Origin of the sequence: Acidithiobacillus sp. (assembly GCF_023256195.1) — a bacterium.
Lineage (GTDB): Bacteria > Pseudomonadota > Gammaproteobacteria > Acidithiobacillales > Acidithiobacillaceae > Acidithiobacillus_A.
In genome coordinates, this window is record NZ_JAGDWX010000018.1 from 105,440 (window position 1) to 120,911 (window position 15,472).

At 65.5% G+C, this 15,472-nt stretch carries 15 protein-coding genes; 2 read left to right on the forward strand and 13 right to left on the reverse strand.

Translation table 11 applies throughout. The features are described from left to right. Nucleotides 1-10: 10 nt before the first annotated feature. Nucleotides 11-529 carry a DUF2062 domain-containing protein gene (locus Q0C23_RS04090; RefSeq protein WP_291511108.1) on the forward strand — a complete coding sequence of 173 codons (519 nt, stop codon included), beginning with the start codon at nt 11-13 and terminating at the stop codon, nt 527-529. Here the strand turns inward: Q0C23_RS04090 and Q0C23_RS04095 are convergent. From Q0C23_RS04095 to alaC, 9 genes are all read right to left on the reverse strand, one after another. Next, complete coding sequence (locus Q0C23_RS04095) at nt 526-1,266, reverse strand: ABC transporter ATP-binding protein (protein ID WP_291511109.1); 741 nt, start codon at nt 1,264-1,266, stop codon at nt 526-528. The genes Q0C23_RS04090 and Q0C23_RS04095 overlap by 4 nt on opposite strands. After that, on the reverse strand, nt 1,259-2,503 hold the full coding sequence (locus tag Q0C23_RS04100) for a lipoprotein-releasing ABC transporter permease subunit (protein WP_291511110.1): 1,245 nt from the start codon (nt 2,501-2,503) through the stop codon (nt 1,259-1,261). The genes Q0C23_RS04095 and Q0C23_RS04100 overlap by 8 nt, the downstream gene beginning before the upstream one ends. Further along, nucleotides 2,500-4,014, reverse strand: coding sequence for a lysine--tRNA ligase (gene lysS / locus Q0C23_RS04105; RefSeq protein ID WP_367273176.1), 1,515 nt, complete (start codon nt 4,012-4,014; stop codon nt 2,500-2,502). The genes Q0C23_RS04100 and lysS overlap by 4 nt, the downstream gene beginning before the upstream one ends. A 70-nt stretch (nt 4,015-4,084) precedes the next feature. After that, a protein-coding gene (gene prfB / locus Q0C23_RS04110; RefSeq protein ID WP_291511111.1) for a peptide chain release factor 2 occupies nt 4,085-5,183 on the reverse strand; the annotation gives its coding sequence in 2 pieces (ribosomal slippage) (nt 4,085-5,107 and nt 5,109-5,183; 1,098 coding nt in all). Beyond that, a complete protein-coding gene (recJ, locus tag Q0C23_RS04115; protein WP_291511112.1) occupies nt 5,167-6,978 on the reverse strand; it encodes a single-stranded-DNA-specific exonuclease RecJ in 1,812 nt (603 codons plus the stop codon). The genes prfB and recJ overlap by 17 nt, the downstream gene beginning before the upstream one ends. Continuing rightward, nucleotides 6,897-7,853: a hypothetical protein gene (locus Q0C23_RS04120; RefSeq protein ID WP_291511113.1), complete on the reverse strand. Its 957-nt coding sequence runs from the start codon at nt 7,851-7,853 to the stop codon at nt 6,897-6,899. The genes recJ and Q0C23_RS04120 overlap by 82 nt, the downstream gene beginning before the upstream one ends. Next, entirely contained in the window at nt 7,853-8,983 is a 1,131-nt protein-coding gene (thrC, locus tag Q0C23_RS04125; RefSeq protein ID WP_291511114.1) for a threonine synthase, read from the reverse strand. The genes Q0C23_RS04120 and thrC overlap by 1 nt, the downstream gene beginning before the upstream one ends. 51 nt (nt 8,984-9,034) lie before the next feature. Next, nucleotides 9,035-10,360 (reverse strand): homoserine dehydrogenase, encoded by a 1,326-nt coding sequence (locus tag Q0C23_RS04130; RefSeq protein ID WP_367273177.1) that lies wholly within the window; start codon nt 10,358-10,360, stop codon nt 9,035-9,037. Next, on the reverse strand, nt 10,361-11,542 hold the full coding sequence (alaC, locus tag Q0C23_RS04135) for an alanine transaminase (RefSeq protein ID WP_291511116.1): 1,182 nt from the start codon (nt 11,540-11,542) through the stop codon (nt 10,361-10,363). A gap of 91 nt (nt 11,543-11,633) precedes the next feature. Here alaC and Q0C23_RS04140 point away from each other — a divergent pair, with 91 nt between their 5' ends. After that, nucleotides 11,634-12,011 carry an Mth938-like domain-containing protein gene (locus tag Q0C23_RS04140; protein ID WP_291511117.1) on the forward strand — a complete coding sequence of 126 codons (378 nt, stop codon included), beginning with the start codon at nt 11,634-11,636 and terminating at the stop codon, nt 12,009-12,011. A 16-nt stretch (nt 12,012-12,027) separates the two neighbouring features. Here the strand turns inward: Q0C23_RS04140 and rpoS are convergent, their stop codons facing one another. From rpoS to Q0C23_RS04160, 4 genes are all read right to left on the reverse strand, one after another. Then, a complete protein-coding gene (gene rpoS / locus Q0C23_RS04145; RefSeq protein ID WP_291511118.1) occupies nt 12,028-12,978 on the reverse strand; it encodes an RNA polymerase sigma factor RpoS in 951 nt (316 codons plus the stop codon). Next, the gene (locus Q0C23_RS04150; protein WP_291511119.1) at nt 12,966-13,658 is read right to left on the reverse strand and encodes a protein-L-isoaspartate(D-aspartate) O-methyltransferase; all 693 of its coding nucleotides are present in this window, start codon (nt 13,656-13,658) and stop codon (nt 12,966-12,968) included. The genes rpoS and Q0C23_RS04150 overlap by 13 nt, the downstream gene beginning before the upstream one ends. Continuing rightward, on the reverse strand, nt 13,643-14,401 hold the full coding sequence (gene surE / locus Q0C23_RS04155) for a 5'/3'-nucleotidase SurE (protein WP_291511120.1): 759 nt from the start codon (nt 14,399-14,401) through the stop codon (nt 13,643-13,645). The genes Q0C23_RS04150 and surE overlap by 16 nt, the downstream gene beginning before the upstream one ends. Before the next feature lie 107 nt (nt 14,402-14,508). Beyond that, nucleotides 14,509-15,042, reverse strand: coding sequence for a DUF4124 domain-containing protein (locus Q0C23_RS04160; RefSeq protein WP_291511121.1), 534 nt, complete (start codon nt 15,040-15,042; stop codon nt 14,509-14,511). Nucleotides 15,043-15,472 lie beyond the last annotated feature (430 nt).

Below are 15,472 nucleotides of genomic sequence, written 5' to 3' on the forward strand. Positions count from 1 at the left end.
TGAGGAAATCTTGCGACGGCGCCCTCTCGGGCGCTTCACCCACTATCTGGCGCGCAGTGCCTACTGGCAGCTCCATCGCCGTAATGTCGCCCGGGGTGCTGCCATCGGCACATTCATCGGCGCTTTACCCTACTTCGGCCACGTCGCTACCATCCTGATCCTTTGTCTCTGGCGACGCGCCTACATCCCCATCGCCGTGCTCATGCCCTTCGTCGTGACCGGCCCCTTCACCCTCGTGCCCTTTTTCTATGCCGCCTATCAGGTGGGATACGCCCTGCTGCGGCGGCTCCACATGGCCCCCGCTCTGACCATCCATTATGCCGACATCCAGCGTCTCGTCCATGGCCACGTGCACCTGGCGACCATGGGCAACCGTCTGTGGCACGCCTACCTCATCACCTGGGTCGGCAGCGTGATCCTGGGGACCTTGCTGTCCCTCACGGTCTATTGGGGAGTACGGATCGGCTGGCGCTTCTGGGTGATGGTACGGGTCTGGCGTCGACGTCGTCGGCGTCAGGCCACGTCCTAGTTCCCAACGCTGCGGGTGTCTGCCAGGGGCGCCTGCGCCGAATGGGTATCGCCGGCCGTGTCCTGGAGGCGACCGTCGCGTAGGTGCAGCACCCTTTCCATGCGCGCCGCCAAGGCTGGCTCATGGGTAACCACCACCAGGGCGGTACCCAGCTCGGCGTTGAGCTCGAGCATCAGGCGATGCACGCGCTCTGCCGAGGCGCTGTCGAGATTGCCCGTGGGTTCATCGGCCAGCAGCAAAGCCGGACGATTGACCAGCGCCCGTGCCAAGGCTACCCGCTGACGCTCACCGCCCGACAGCATGCCAGGCTTGTGCTGCAGCCGTTCGCCCAGTCCCACGCGTTCCAGCAGCTCTCGCGCCCAGGGCTCTACTCGCCGTCGCCGCTCGCGCCGCACCAGCAGCGGCATCAAGACGTTTTCCAGGGCCGTGAATTCCGGTAACAGGCGGTGCAACTGGTAGACAAAACCGATGTGACGATTGCGCAGGGCCGAGCGTTTGGCCTCGGAGAGTGCGTAGACGTCCTGGTCGAGGATCCGCACCTGCCCCGCCGTGGGCCGTTCGAGACTGCCCATGACGTGCATGAGCGTGCTCTTGCCCTGACCCGAGGCACCGACGATGGCCAGGCGCTCCCCCGCCCGGACACGCAACTCGATATCGCGCAGCACCTCGAGGCGCGTCCGCCCCAGGGTATAGCCGTGCCGCAGGTGCTCCACCGCCAGTACCGGCGCCTCACTCATAGCGCAGCGCCTCCGCCGGATCCACCCGCGCTGCCCGCCAGGACGGATACAGAGTCGCCAGCCAGCTCATGAGCAGGGCCGCCAAGGCGACGTGGATGACATCGCGCAGTTCCAGACGGGAGGGCAGCTGGCTGATGGAATAGACCTCCGGCGAGAGAAACTGGACGTGGAAGAAATGCTCGATGGCCGGCACCAAGGTGGGTATGTTCAGCGCCAGGAGGACACCACCAGCGACGCCCAGGGCGGTCCCGAAGAGGCCGATGACGGCTCCCTGGATCATGAAGATGAGCTGGATGCTGCGCGGCCGCACCCCCAGGGTGCGCAGGATGGCAATATCCGCTTCTTTGTCCGTCACCACCATGACCAGGGTGGCGACGATGTTGAAGGCGGCCACGGCGATGATCAAAGAGAGGATCACGAACATGACGATCTTCTCCATACCCAGAGCCTTGAAGAAATTCTCGTGGGTCTGTGTCCAGTCCTGCACGTAGAAGGCCGGCCCCAGACGGGTCTGGAGATCCTTGGCAAAGGCTGGCGCGGCAAAGGGATCGCGGATCTGCATGCGCAGCCCTGTCACCCCTTGGTCGAGGCCATAGAGCCGCTGCGCGTCCTTCAAGGAAATATAGGCCATGCCGCTGTCGTAGGCATAGATGCCCACGGAGAAAAGTCCCACCACCGTGAATTGCCGCAGTCGCGGCGTTACCCCGAGGGGCGTCACGCCGCCTTGGGGCGAGATCAGGGTCACCTTGCCACCGACGCCGACGCCCAGCTGTCGCGCCAAGGCCCGCCCAAGCACGATACCCCAGTCCTGCGTCTGCAGGGCATCGAGATTCCCTGCTTTCATGTCGGCGCCCAGACGATTCACCCGACCTTCGAGACGCGGATCGATGCCCTCCACTACGGCGCCGCTGACGAGACCGTCGTGGGAGAGCATGGCCTGGGCCTGGACGTAGGGAGCCACCCCGGTCACCCCCGGCAGGCGCTCCAGACGCCGTACCGCCACCGGCCAGTCCAGGACCGGCACGCCATTGCCCTGGACGATGATGTCGGAGGTCACAGCGAGGATGCGCGAACGCAGGGTGTGGTCGAAACCGTTCATGACCGCCATGACGGCGATGAGGGCCGCTACTCCCACGACCATGCCCAGAATGGCGGTGCCGGTGATGAAGGAGATGAAGTGGTTGCGCCGCTTGGCCCGGGTATAGCGCAGACCGATCCAGAGTTCGTAGGGAGTCACGTCTGCTCCGGGCGTAGGTGGGGGAAGAGGATGACCTCACGAATGCTGGCCTGATCCGCCAGAAGCATCACCAAACGATCCACACCCAGACCCACGCCCGCCGTAGGCGGCATCCCATATTCCAAGGCGCGGATGTAATCGGCATCGAAGAACATGGCCTCTTCGTCGCCGGCATCCTTGGCCGCCACCTGAGCGCGGAAACGGGCTGCCTGATCCTCCGGATCGTTCAGCTCCGAGAAGCCATTGGCCAGCTCCCGTCCGGCGATGAAAAGCTCGAAACGGTCCGTCAGTTCCGGATCCTCACTGGAGCGCCGCGCCAAGGGGCTGACTTCCAGGGGATAATCGGTGATGAAAGTAGGCTGCATCAGGCGCGCTTCCACCGTTTTTTCAAAGAGTTCCAGTAGACGTTTGCCCCAGCCCCAGTCCGCTGGGCAGTGCGCTCCCAGCTGGTGCAGTTTGTCGCCGAGGATCTGCGGATCGCGCAGATCGGCTTGGGCGAGGTCGGGATGGTGCTGCCGCACCGCCTCCGTCACGCTCAGACGCAGAAAGGGCTGGCCGAGATCGATGGTCAAACCCTGATACTGGATCTCGGTGCTGCCCAGGGCTGCCAGGGCGGCGGCGCGGATGAGGGCCTCACAGCGGTCCATGGCCATGGCATAGTCGGCGTAGGCTTCGTACCACTCGAGCATGGTGAACTCGGGATTGTGTCGGGTAGACACTCCCTCGTTGCGGAAGTTGCGGTTGATCTCGAAGACTCGCTCCAACCCACCCACGATCAAGCGCTTCAGATAGAGCTCCGGAGCGATACGTAGATAGAGGGTCATGTCCAGGGCGTGGTGATGGGTGATGAAGGGACGGGCCGTGGCACCCCCAGGAATGGGCTGCATCATGGGCGTTTCCACCTCGATGAAACCATCGGCCGTGAGGGCGCTGCGCAGGGCCGCCACGGTCTCGCTGCGGATGCGGAAGGTCCGCCGCGCCGCCTCCGTGACGATGAGGTCCACATAGCGTTGGCGAAAGCGGGTCTCCGGGTCGCTCAGGCCGTGCCACTTCTCCGGCAAAGGACGCAGAGCCTTGGCCAGCAGCTCGAACTGCGCCACCCGCAGGGAGAGCTCTCCCGTCTTGGTGCGAAAGAGCTGCCCGGCCACACCGATGACATCGCCCAGATCCAGCTCCTTGAACCCGGCGTAGGCCTCCTCACCCAGATCGTCGCGACTGAAGAACAGCTGCAGCCGACCACTGCCATCCTGCAGGTCGGCGAAGCTCGCCTTGCCCATGATGCGTCGGCTCATGAGCCGCCCCCCCAGTCGTACCCGCGGGGCTTGGTCATCGAGCTCCGCCGCCTCGCACTGGTCGTAGCGCCGGTGCAGTTCCGCTGCTTCGATATCGCGCCGGAAATCGTTGGGATAGGCGACACCCCGTTCCCGCCAGCGCTTCAGCTTGTCGCGCCGCACCTGCATCTGGTCGTTGAGTTCCTGGTCCACCACCCGTCCTCGATTTGTACCAACCACAAAGGCGATATTGTCGCACGCCCGGGCGCCTGCCGATAGACGCAGGCTGCGCTCAGCAGCCGCCAGAGCCTCAGAGACCTGCCTTCAGGGCCGCCTCCACGAAACCATCGAGATCGCCGTCCAGGACCCGCTGCGTGTCCCCCACCTCGACACCGGTGCGCAGATCCTTGATGCGCGACTGATCGAGGACGTAGGAACGGATCTGGTGTCCCCAACCGATATCGCTCTTGGTATCTTCCAGGGCCTGTTTTTCGGCATTGCGCTTTTGCATTTCCAGCTCATAGAGTTTGGAACGCAGCATGCGCATGGCCTCGGCCCGGTTCTTGTGCTGCGAGCGGTCGGTCTGGCAGGCAACGACGATGCCCGTGGGGATGTGGGTCAGGCGCACCGCCGAGTCGGTCTTGTTCACGTGCTGGCCGCCGGCGCCACTGGCCCGATAGGTATCCACCTTGAGATCGGCAGGGTTTACCTCGATCTCGAAACTGTCGTCGATCTCGGGGTAGACAAAGACGCTGGCGAAGCTCGTATGACGACGATTGCCGGAATCGAAGGGGGATTTGCGCACCAGACGATGCACGCCGGTCTCGGTGCGCAGCCAACCGAAGGCGTGGTCACCGCGCACGTGCAGACTGGCAGACTTGATGCCCGCCACCTCGCCTTCCGAGACCTCCACGAGCTCCGTACTGAAACCACGCGCCTCGCACCAGTGCAGGTACATGCGCAAGAGCATGTTGGCCCAGTCCTGGGCCTCCGTACCGCCGGCACCGGCCTGAATATCCACAAAGGCATCGGCGCTGTCCTGGGGACCGGAAAACATCCGTTGAAATTCCAGCTTTTCCACGGTGACGCGGGCGGCGTCGAGGTCCGCCTCGATGGCCTCCAGCAGCTCCGCATCCTGCTCCGCCACGGCCAGTTCCAACATCTCGGCACTGTCCCGCAGCTTTTGTTCCAGCTCCTGCAGCGGCCGGACCACGGCCTCCAGCTGGGTTCGTTCTCGCCCTAGGGCCTGAGCCCGTTCCGGGTCCTCCCAGAGTCTGGGATCCTCACTCTCCAGTTGGACTTCTTCCAGCCGGGCTGCTTTTCCCGGCAGGTCAAAGATACCCCCTAAGACCCTGGACGCGGGTCTGAAGATCCTCCAGAAGGGCCTTTATCTCATTCAGTTCTGCCATTTTCTTCTCCATTTCGCAGGGCCTGCAGACGCAGCTGCAGACGCTCCGTACCACCATAGCGATTGACTTCCGGGACGAACAGGGCCTCTATCCAGGGTCCAGGCGGCAATTCCGGACTGCGGAAGCGGATCGCCTCAAAACGGCGTCCGGCACCATCGTCCAGATGCAGGCGCCAATGCCCGCCGGCCAATGTCCGCCGCTCGCAGATGCGGAACCGTCCCCAGAAAAGAGGCTCCGGGAAGCCGTTGCCCCAGGGTCCTGCCGCCTCCAGACGTCGGGCCAGATCGAGATCCAGCTGGGAGCTCGGCAGCGGCCCATCGTGAAAAATGCATTCTTCCAGATCCTCGGCCCGCAGCCGCTCCGCCAGCACGGCATTCCACACGGCCCGGAAATCGTCCAGGTGCTCCTCGCGCAGCCGCAGTCCCGCGGCCGCGGCATGCCCACCGAAACGCTCCAAGATATGTGGGGCCCGGGCCACGCAGTCGGCCAGACTGTCACGCAGGTGCAGACCGGCGATGGAGCGACCGGAGCCCTGCAGAAAGCCGTCGCCCACGGGTGCAAAGGCAAAGGTCGGTCGATGGTACCTCTCCCGCAGTCGACCCGCGACGATGCCGACGACCCCAGCGTGCCACTCCGGCTGGAACACGCAAAGGCCGAGATTATGCCCGCAGTCCGGCAGGTCGTCCACGAGCTGGAGCGCCTCGGCGCTCATCTGCGCCTCGATGCTGCGCCGCTGGCGGTTGAGATCGTCCAGGGTGCGCGCAAGCTCGGCGGCCTCGCCGGGATCCTCGCTGAGCAGCAGCCGGATGCCCAGTCCCATGTCCTCTAGGCGACCGGCGGCATTGATCCGGGGCGCCAGGGTAAAGCCCAAGGTGGCCGCCGTCGTCTCGGCGGGATCCACCCCCGCACAGGCCATCAGGGCCGCGATGCCAGGGCGCGCCCGGCCACTGCGCAGGCGCTTGAGACCCTGCTGCACCAGAATGCGGTTGTTATGCTCCAGGGCCACCACGTCCGCCACCGTACCGAGAGCCACCAGATCCCAAAGTCGGCCAAAGTGGGGCATGCCCGGGGCGAGATCACCGGCTTCCTGCAGGCGCCGGCGCACCGCGGCTGCCAGATAGAAGGCCACCGCCACTCCGGAGCTACTTTTCCAGGGAAAGGGACAGCCCGGTTGGCGCGGGTTGACGATGGCGTCGGCGGCGGGCAGGACCGCGCCCGGCAGATGGTGGTCGGTGATGACGACCTGTAAACCGCGGGCCTTGGCAGCCGCCACTCCCTCGACACTGGTGATGCCGTTGTCGACGGTCACGACGACCTCAGTCTCTCTGGGCAGGTGCTCCACCAAGGCCGGGGTCAAGCCGTAGCCCCAGCGAAAGCGATCGGGAACGATGTAGCGCAGCGCCCTGGCACCGCAGAGGCTGAGAGCCTCGTACAGCAGCGCCGTGGCCGTCGCACCGTCGCAGTCGTAATCGCCGACGATACAGACGACGCGCTGCTGCCGCACCGCTTCGGCCAGCAGCTCGGCGGCCGGAGCAAGGCCCAGGAGCCCGCGATCTCCCTCCCCGGGAGAGAGCTCCTCCACACCGAGGCGCAATTCCCGTGCATCGCGCACGGCCCGCGCCGCGTAGAGACGGGCAAGGATAGGATCCAGTGCCAGGCTGTGCGCCCGCTCCACGATCTCCGGGGCGATCAGTGCCCGCTCTTGCCAGCGGCTCACGTCCAGGCCCCCGGCCGCGCCGCGCCGTCGGGCCAGCGCCGTTGCCGCCAGAATGCCCAGCGCCGGCGCGGATGCCACAGGCAGCGCTCCACGCCGCCACGGGGCAGGAGCCCGGTGTACAGACTCAAGCTATCGCGGCGCCGCAGAAGCTCGGCAACACGCTGCTCGAAGTCCGCAGCCGTCTCGCCATACTGCCAAGGATGGGGATACTCCCAAAGCCAGGGTCCCGCCGAGCCCGGCTGGGGCTCGCTGGCAAGCTCTATACCGAAGTATCGGGCCGCAGCCTGCAGCTCCGGCCGTGGGGAAAAAATCCCTCGCAATACCGGCGCCCGCGAGGATACCGGCAGGCGTCCCTCGCCCCAGGGCCAAAAATAGGTCCAGGGCTCACAGCCGCGCAACTCGCGCCGGCGGTTGACGGGGTGGGCCGCCAGGACCATCTGCAAGGCATCCAGGGTCCGGCGCCAGCGACCCCCATGCGGTCCGCCAAGATCCTGCTGCCGCAACTCCCGCTCCAACATCTGGGAAAAAGGCGGACCGCCCAGTTGCAAAGGCTCCGAGCTCAGGATGTACCAACGTTCCCGACCCTGCGCCAGACGCCAGGGAAGCTCCTCCACGAACTCCTGTGCGGCGGCAAAGAGGGCATCCTGTTCGTCCTTGGGGAGGATCTCGCCCGGCTGCAAGAGAGCCCGTCCGGCACCGCCGCCGATGCGCATCGGTTCCAGGGCCAAGACCCAGGCCTCGTCACAGGCAATGCCCTCGGCAGCCGCCAGCAGGGCCGCGGCAGGCAGAGGCTCGGCCAGTCCCAGCAAACGTCCCATGATCTCCAACTCATCCCGCGCCGGCAGCAGACGGCGCTCGCCCTGAGCCCAGAGGCGCGGCAGAGTCGCGCCGCCCACCTCGTCCGGCAGGCCGCGCAGGCCGCTGAGCCAGACGACGTTGGAGCGGGCTGCCATCAATCCTGCAGGATGGCTCGTTGCACGGAATCCAGATCGGCGTCCACGGTGTGTACCTTGCCGCCCTGGGCAATGGCCACATCGGGATCCTTCAGACCGTGGCCGGTGAGGGTGCAGACCACGGTGGCCCCTGCTTCGATCCTGCCGGCGCGGGCAGCCGCCACCACCCCGGCGACGGAAGTGGCCGAGGCCGGCTCACAGAATACCCCTTCGTACTGAGCCAGCCAGCGCTGCGCCGTGAGGATCTCCTCGTCGCTGTGGGCGGCAAACCAACCTCCACTCTCGCGCACCACGGCGTGCGCCTGATGCCAGGACATGGGATGGCCGATGCGGATGGCTGTGGCCACGGTTTCGGGGTCGCGGACAAACTCTCCGGCCATGAAGGGAGCGCTGCCGGCAGCTTGGAAACCCAGCATCTTCGGCCGCTTGCCGGCTCCGCCGCGGCCGTAGGGACACTGCCCGGCGCAGAACTTGCAGGCCTCGGTGAGGCTCTGAGCCGGGTCGGCGCGACTATCGCTGGCCTCACAGTAGCCCATCCAATGGGCAGTGATGTTGCCGGCATTGCCAACGGGCAGGGCGTGGTAATCCGGTGCCTCGCCCAGAGCCTCGAGGATCTCGTAGGCGGCGGTCTTCTGCCCCTGCAAGCGGTAGGGGTTGACGGAGTTCACCAGGGTGATGGGTTCGGTCCGCGCCACCTCCTGGACGATACGCATGCCGGCATCGAAATTGCCGCGGATCTGCAGCACCAGCGCCCCGTGCATCATCGCCTGCGACAGCTTGCCCAGCGCGATCTTGCCCTCGGGGATGACCACGAAGGCCCGCATACCGGCGCGCGCGGCATAGGCGGCCGCCGCGGCCGAGGTATTACCCGTGGAAGCGCAGATGATCATTTCGCTGCCTTCCTCGCGGGCCTTGGTCACGGCCATGGTCATCCCGCGGTCCTTGAAGGAGCCCGTGGGGTTCAGTCCCTCGAACTTCAGGAACAGGCGCAATTCAAGCCCGAGGGCCTGCGGCAGGTGCTGGCATTCGATGAGCGGGGTGTTGCCCTCGCAGAGACTCACGGCCGCCGTGTCCGGGGCCAGGGGCAGATAGGGTCGGTAGCGATCGATGATGCCGGTATATCGGGTCATGAGAGGAAATCCAAAGCGTGCAAACGGAAAAAATGAAAAGAACCGGTGGGGCTAGCCTTCCTGGTCGAGATTCTCGATGCGCAGGCGTAGAACCTGTCCGCGGATCACGGACAGCTGCGCTACGCGCGCGAGGGCCGCATCCAGGTCCGCCTCGCGGCAGCGATGCAATACCAGGACGATGGGAACGGTCTCGGCACCCAGGCGCTCGCGCTGGATGAGGGCCTCGATGGATACCCCATGCTCCGCCAGCACCGCCGCCACCTGGGCCAACACTCCGGGACGGTTCTCCGCCTCGATGCGCAGATAATAGGCACTCTCCACGGCTGCCATGGGCAGAAGCGGCAAGGTGGCGAGGGCATCGGCTTGAAAGGCGAGGTGCGGCACCCGATTGCTGGGGTCCGCGGTCATGGTGCGGGCGACATCCACCAGATCGGCAACCACGGCGCTGGCCGTAGGGTCGCCGCCGGCACCCCGGCCGTAATAGATACTCTGCCCGGCGGCATCGCTGTTCACCAGAATGGCGTTGAAAGGCCCCTCGACGCTGGCCAGGATGTGGCTGGCGGGGATGAGGGTGGGGTGCACCCGCAACTCCACGCCGTCCGCGCGCCGCCGGGTGATTCCGAGGTGCTTGATGCGATAGCCCAGCTCCGCCGCAAAGGCCACGTCCTGCCGCTGCAGGTGGCGGATACCCTCCACGTGGCAGTGGGCAAAATCCACGGGGATGCCAAAGGCCACCGAAGCCATGAGCGTGATCTTGTGGGCCGCGTCACCGCCATCCACATCGAGGCTGGGGTCGGCTTCGGCGTAGCCGAGCTCCTGGGCCGCGGCCAGCGCCCGCTCAAAATCCCAGGACTCCCGATACATCTGTGTCAGTATGTAGTTGCTGGTACCGTTGATGATGCCAGCCAGGGCCTGGATACGGTTACCGGCGAGCCCCTCGCGGATGGCTTTGATGATGGGGATGGCCCCGGCCACCGCCGCCTCGAAGGCCACCATCAGTCCGCGGGCCTGGGCCGCCGCAAAGATCTCGTTGCCGTGCATTGCCAGCAGCGCCTTGTTGGCCGTCACCACGTGCTTGCCACGCTTCAGAGCGGCGAGGATCAGTGACCGGGCAGGCTCGATACCACCCATGACCTCGACGATCACCTCGATCTCGGGATCCTGCACCACCGCCCAGGGATCGGCGCTGGTGCGCGCGTCCAGCTGCAGGCCCTGGAGACGCTCGGGACTACGCACCGCCGCATGACACACCCGCAGCTCCCGTCCTACCCGCCGCCGTATTTCATCGGCATTGCGTTGCAGGACCCGGACCGTGCCCTGGCCCACGGTCCCCATGCCGAGGATACCGACGCGTACTGGGGTCATGTCCAGCGCCACTTACCAGCCCTCCCGAAACAGATGCTTGATGCCGCGAATGGCCTGCCGGGTGCGCTGCTCGTTTTCCACCAGACCAAAGCGCACGTAGCCATCGCCCAGCTCGCCGAAGCCGATGCCCGGGCTCACCGCCACCTTGGCCCGCTCCAGCAGCATCTTGGCAAACTCCAGCGAGCCCTTGCCGCGCCAGGCCTCCGGTATGGGCGCCCAGACGAACATGGTCGCCTTGGGGCGATCCACGGTCCAGCCGGCGCTGTTGAGTCCGTCGCAAAGCACGTCGCGCCGCTGCTCATAGAGCCTGCGGATATCCTCGACACAGTCCTGCGGCCCCTCGAGAGCCGCAATGGAGGCCACCTGGATGGGCGTGAAGGTGCCGTAGTCCAGGTAGCTTTTGATGCGCGCCAGGGCGCCGATCAGCTTGGGGTTGCCGGCCGCGAAACCCACCCGCCAGCCCGGCATGTTGTAGCTCTTGGAAAGGGTGAAGAACTCCACACCGACATCCTTGGCACCTGGGGTCTGCAGAAAGCTCGGCGCCCGGTAGCCATCGAAGACGATATCGGCATAGGCCAGGTCGTGTACCACCCAGATCCGATGCTCCTTGGCAAATTCGACGACGCGAGCAAAGAAATCCGACTCCACCACCGCTGCGGTGGGATTGTGGGGAAAGTTGATCACCAGCATCTTCGGCTTGGGCCAGGCGGCCTTGATGGCCTTCTCCAACTCCTCGAAGAAGTCCAGACCGGGCAGCATCGGCACGTGGCGGACGTCGGCCCCGGCGATGACGAAACCGTAAGGGTGAATGGGATAGGTGGGGCTGGGCACCAGCACCGTATCGCCAGGCCCCATGGTGGCCAGAGCCAGGTGCGCCAGACCCTCCTTGGAACCGATGGTGACGATGGCCTCGGACTCGGGATCGATGTCTACCCCATAGCGCTGCCCATACCAGGTGGCGATGGCCCGCCGCAGCCGCGGTATGCCGCGGGAGACGCTATAGCGGTGGGTGTCGCCGCGCTGGGCGGTCTCACAGAGCTTGTCGACGATGAACTGCGGCGTCGGCTGATCGGGATTGCCCATGCCGAAGTCGATGATGTCCTCGCCCCGCTTGCGGGCCTGCAGCTTCAGGTCGGTAACGATGTTGAAGACATAGGGGGGGAGGCGGCGAATCCGCTCGAAATCGCTGTTCATGAAAGCTGGACCTTGGGCTTGTGGGCGAAACTCAAATCGAAGAACAATAGAGAGGGTCATTCGCGGTGTCAATCGATGCAAGGAGGCAAGGATGAAACTCCACCGCCAGGAAGATTCCGGCCAGAACCTGATCCAGCTCTACGACGACGCCGGGTTCGTGATCCAGGGTCGGCGACACGGCGGCGGGGTTCTGGTGGCCGCCCATTCCCTGGAGAGCCCTTGGGGACCGGCCACGGCCGCCGAGCTGGTGGCAGCGGACTTTGACGGCATCGCCGCCATGGAGCCCGAGGTCATCGTCGTCGGCACCGGACGAAGTCAGCATCTGTTGCTGCCCGCCCTGCACGAGCTGCGTCGCCTTGGCCTTGCCCTGGAGATCATGGATACCGGCGCCGCCTGCCGCACCTACAATGTCCTGCTGGCCGAGGATCGGCGGGTAGTCGCGGCACTCCTGCACCCCGCCGCCCACTGAAGCCGCTGCCCATGCCTCAGGCAAAGAGGTTGTGGGTATCCAATCCCTCCCCCTCGATGCGCCGACGCAGGATCAGCAGCGCCTCCACCTGAATCTGGCGCACCCGCTCGCGGGTGATGCCCAGGCGCGTTCCCACTTCCTCCAGGGTGGCGCCATCGCCGCCATCCAGACCGAAGCGCCAGGACAGCACCAGTCGGTGCTTTTCGCTGAGACCCGCCAGCCAGCTCTGCAAGCGCACCGCAAGGTTCTGCGCCGCTACCGCCGCCTCGGGCCCCTCCGCCTCCGCATCGCTCAGCACCTCGTTGAGATCGCGCCCTTGATCACGCTGTCCAGAGCTGTCGAGGCTGGTTACCCGACCATCCATCTCCAGGCAGCCGCGCACCTGCTCCACCGGCCGCTCGAGTGCTGCCGCCACCTCCTCGACGGTAGGCTCGCGGTGTAGTTCCTGCTCCAGGCAGCGCGCGGCGCGCAGCACGACCGCCAGCTCCTTCATGACGTGCACCGGCAAGCGAATGGTGCGGGTCTGGTTCATGAGCGCCCGTTCGATATTCTGCCGAATCCACCAAGTGGCATAGGTAGAAAAACGAAAACCCCTTTCGGGGTCGAATTTTTCCACGGCGCGGATCAAGCCGAGATTGCCCTCTTCGATGAGATCCAATAGTGGCATGCCCCGGTGCAGATAGCGCCGGGCCACCCGTACCACCAGACGCAGGTTGCACTCGATCATGCGCGTGCGGGCGCGGGCATCGCCCTGCTGCACGAGACGGCCGAAGTGGATCTCCTCTTCGGCCGTGAGCAGGGGATTGTGACCGATCTCCTGCAGGTACATGCGGGTGGCATCCCAGTCCAGATCTGCCTCGCCAGGGCTCAGGGATTCCACCTCATCCGGATCCTCACAAGGCTCCTCGACCTCCGCCTCAGCTTCTGTGCTGTCGTCGATGTCCTGCACACCCCCTATCGGATCCACGTCGTATCCTCCTGCGATAGCGATACCGTCCCTGCCAACAAGGGTACGAAGTGGCAGGGACCGAGGTCCTGTTCCTGTATCCGCGCACCATCCCAGCGACGCAGACACAGCCGCTGCTGGCCGTCCTCCTCCATGGGCATCAGCAGGATGCCGCCAGGGCGCAGCTGGGCAAACAGCGGCGGCAGCGCACAGGGCACCGCTGCCGTGAAGACGATGGCATCGAAAGGCGCACGTTCCGGCCAGCCCAAGGCCCCGTCCCCGTGGCGCAGATGCGGCCGCAGGCCGAGCTTGCCGAGGGTCGCTGCGGCCCGCCGTTGCAGAGCCTCGATGCGCTCGATACTGAACACCTCCATCCCCAGCATGGCCAGGAGTGCCGCGTGGTATCCCGACCCCGTTCCGATTTCGAGGACCCGCTGCGGGGCGACCTCCCGCAAGAGAACCTCCAGCATCCGAGCCACCACCCAGGGCTGGGAGATGGTCTGACCAAAGCCGATGGGCAGGGATATGGGCTCATAGGCGCGGCTGGAGAGGGCCTCCGCCACAAAGAGGTGGCGCGGCAACTCCGCCATGACCGCAAGCACTCGCTCGTCGGCGATTCCGTCTTTGCGCAGCCGCGCCACCATCCGCGCCCGCGTGCGCGGCGAGATCATGCCCACCTCGGGGCTTACATGGGGCAACATTGCAACCATTCCGCAAGACTGTCCAGGAACCGATATCGGGTCATATCGAGATCCAGCGGTGTAATGGAGACGTAACCGCGGCGCACCGCGTCGAAATCCGTACCCGGGCCGGCGTCGGCCTCGCGTCCCGAGGGCCCGATCCAGTACACCGGCTCGCCGCGGGGATCCGCTGCCGGGATCACCCACTCGCTCTTGTGTCGCCGTCCAAGGCGAGTCACTTCCCGCCCCTGCAGCTGCTCATAGGGTAGATCCGGAACATTCACATTGAGGATGGTATCCGCTGGCAAGGGGTGCTGGAGCAGGCCGCGGACCAAGTCGGCCGCAACCCGGGCTGCACAGTCGTAATGCTCGGGGTCGCGCCCTACCAGGGACACGGCGATGGCCGGCAGACCCAGGAAACGTCCTTCCATGGCCGCCGCCACCGTTCCCGAGTAAAGCACGTCGTCGCCCATGTTGGCGCCTCGGTTGATGCCGGACACCACCATGTCCGGAACCTCGGGCAGAATGCCCGTGGCCGCCAGGTGCACACAGTCCGTGGGGGTACCGCCGACGAGATAGAGAAAACCGTTGAGCCCGGTGCGCACGCGCAGAGGGCGATCCAGAGTCAGGGAATTGCTGGCGCCACTGCGATCCTGTTCTGGTGCGACGACCTGCACCTCACCCAAAGGTGCCAGAGCTTTCGCCAATGCCGCGAGACCCGGTGCCAGGTAACCATCATCGTTACTCAGCAGAATGCGCGGCATCTGGTCCTCCCCGGGGGCATGGCGGCACGAGACGACGTGCAGAAGATTCCATGGAATCTAAGCCGTCGCCGCGCCAATGGTAGTCCAGCGGCGCGCGTGGGTCCAGATCAAGGTACGGGGGTTGCTCCCTTGCCTTGCGTCTCCAGCTGGTGTTCCAGCAGCAGGACCCGTAGTCGCGCGGCGTCCATGTTCTCTTTCAGATGCTCCACCTTGTCCAGATAGCGCGCATAGTTGCGCTCATTGCCCGTGCGCACCGCCTTGCCCTTCTCGTAGGCCTCGGTGGCATTGATGAGCGCCACACGCGCCGCCGCCAGCTGCATTTCCAGCTGCTTGTGCGCGGCATTCTCGGGAGGGGCGGCAGATTCCACCGGGGCGACGGACGCAGGCCGCGCCGGGGGCGGCGCACTGGCCGTGGCAGGCTCCGCTGGCGTGCTGACGGAAGCCTCCGGCGCTCCGGATATGGTCTCCACGTGACGCGCATTAGCGGGTGGGCTGCCGCCGTAGTTCACGACGCCATCGGGACCCACCCAGCGATATATGGCGGCCTGCGCCGACAGGAAGGGAGTCAGGGCCAGGCAAAGCCCGAGGGCAAACCTCGGCAGCCGGCGCTCCCTGCACTCCAAAACCCGTGAAACGTGCATACGGACTCCTTTCATCGACTCTCGCCACCATTCAACAACCTCATCGCTAATTAGCCGGGTGCAGGCGGACCTGTCAAGGGCGAGGCCGGCGACTGGCAACTGGCCGGAACTTCATAACATCGCCGAGTGGAGCTTCGCCAAGGCTGGGGAAAACCGGATGATCTGACCCACGGTGGCTCTTTTTGCCGGGAAGATTCACCGAGATGAGGAAAGGCTACGCGCTCCCTTGGCGGAAGATCGGATCGATCGGATCGCCGAAGTGCTCTACCAGCGTGTCGGTACGCCGACCGGTTGAGCGCGCGGCAGGGCCGGAAAGTCGCTAACAAAAAACCCCCGCCGGAGGGCGGGGGCGTGTGAGCCGTGCTGGAAACGAAGATCAGAGGCTGTAGTACATCTGGAATTCCAGCGGGTGGGTGGTCATGCGCATGGC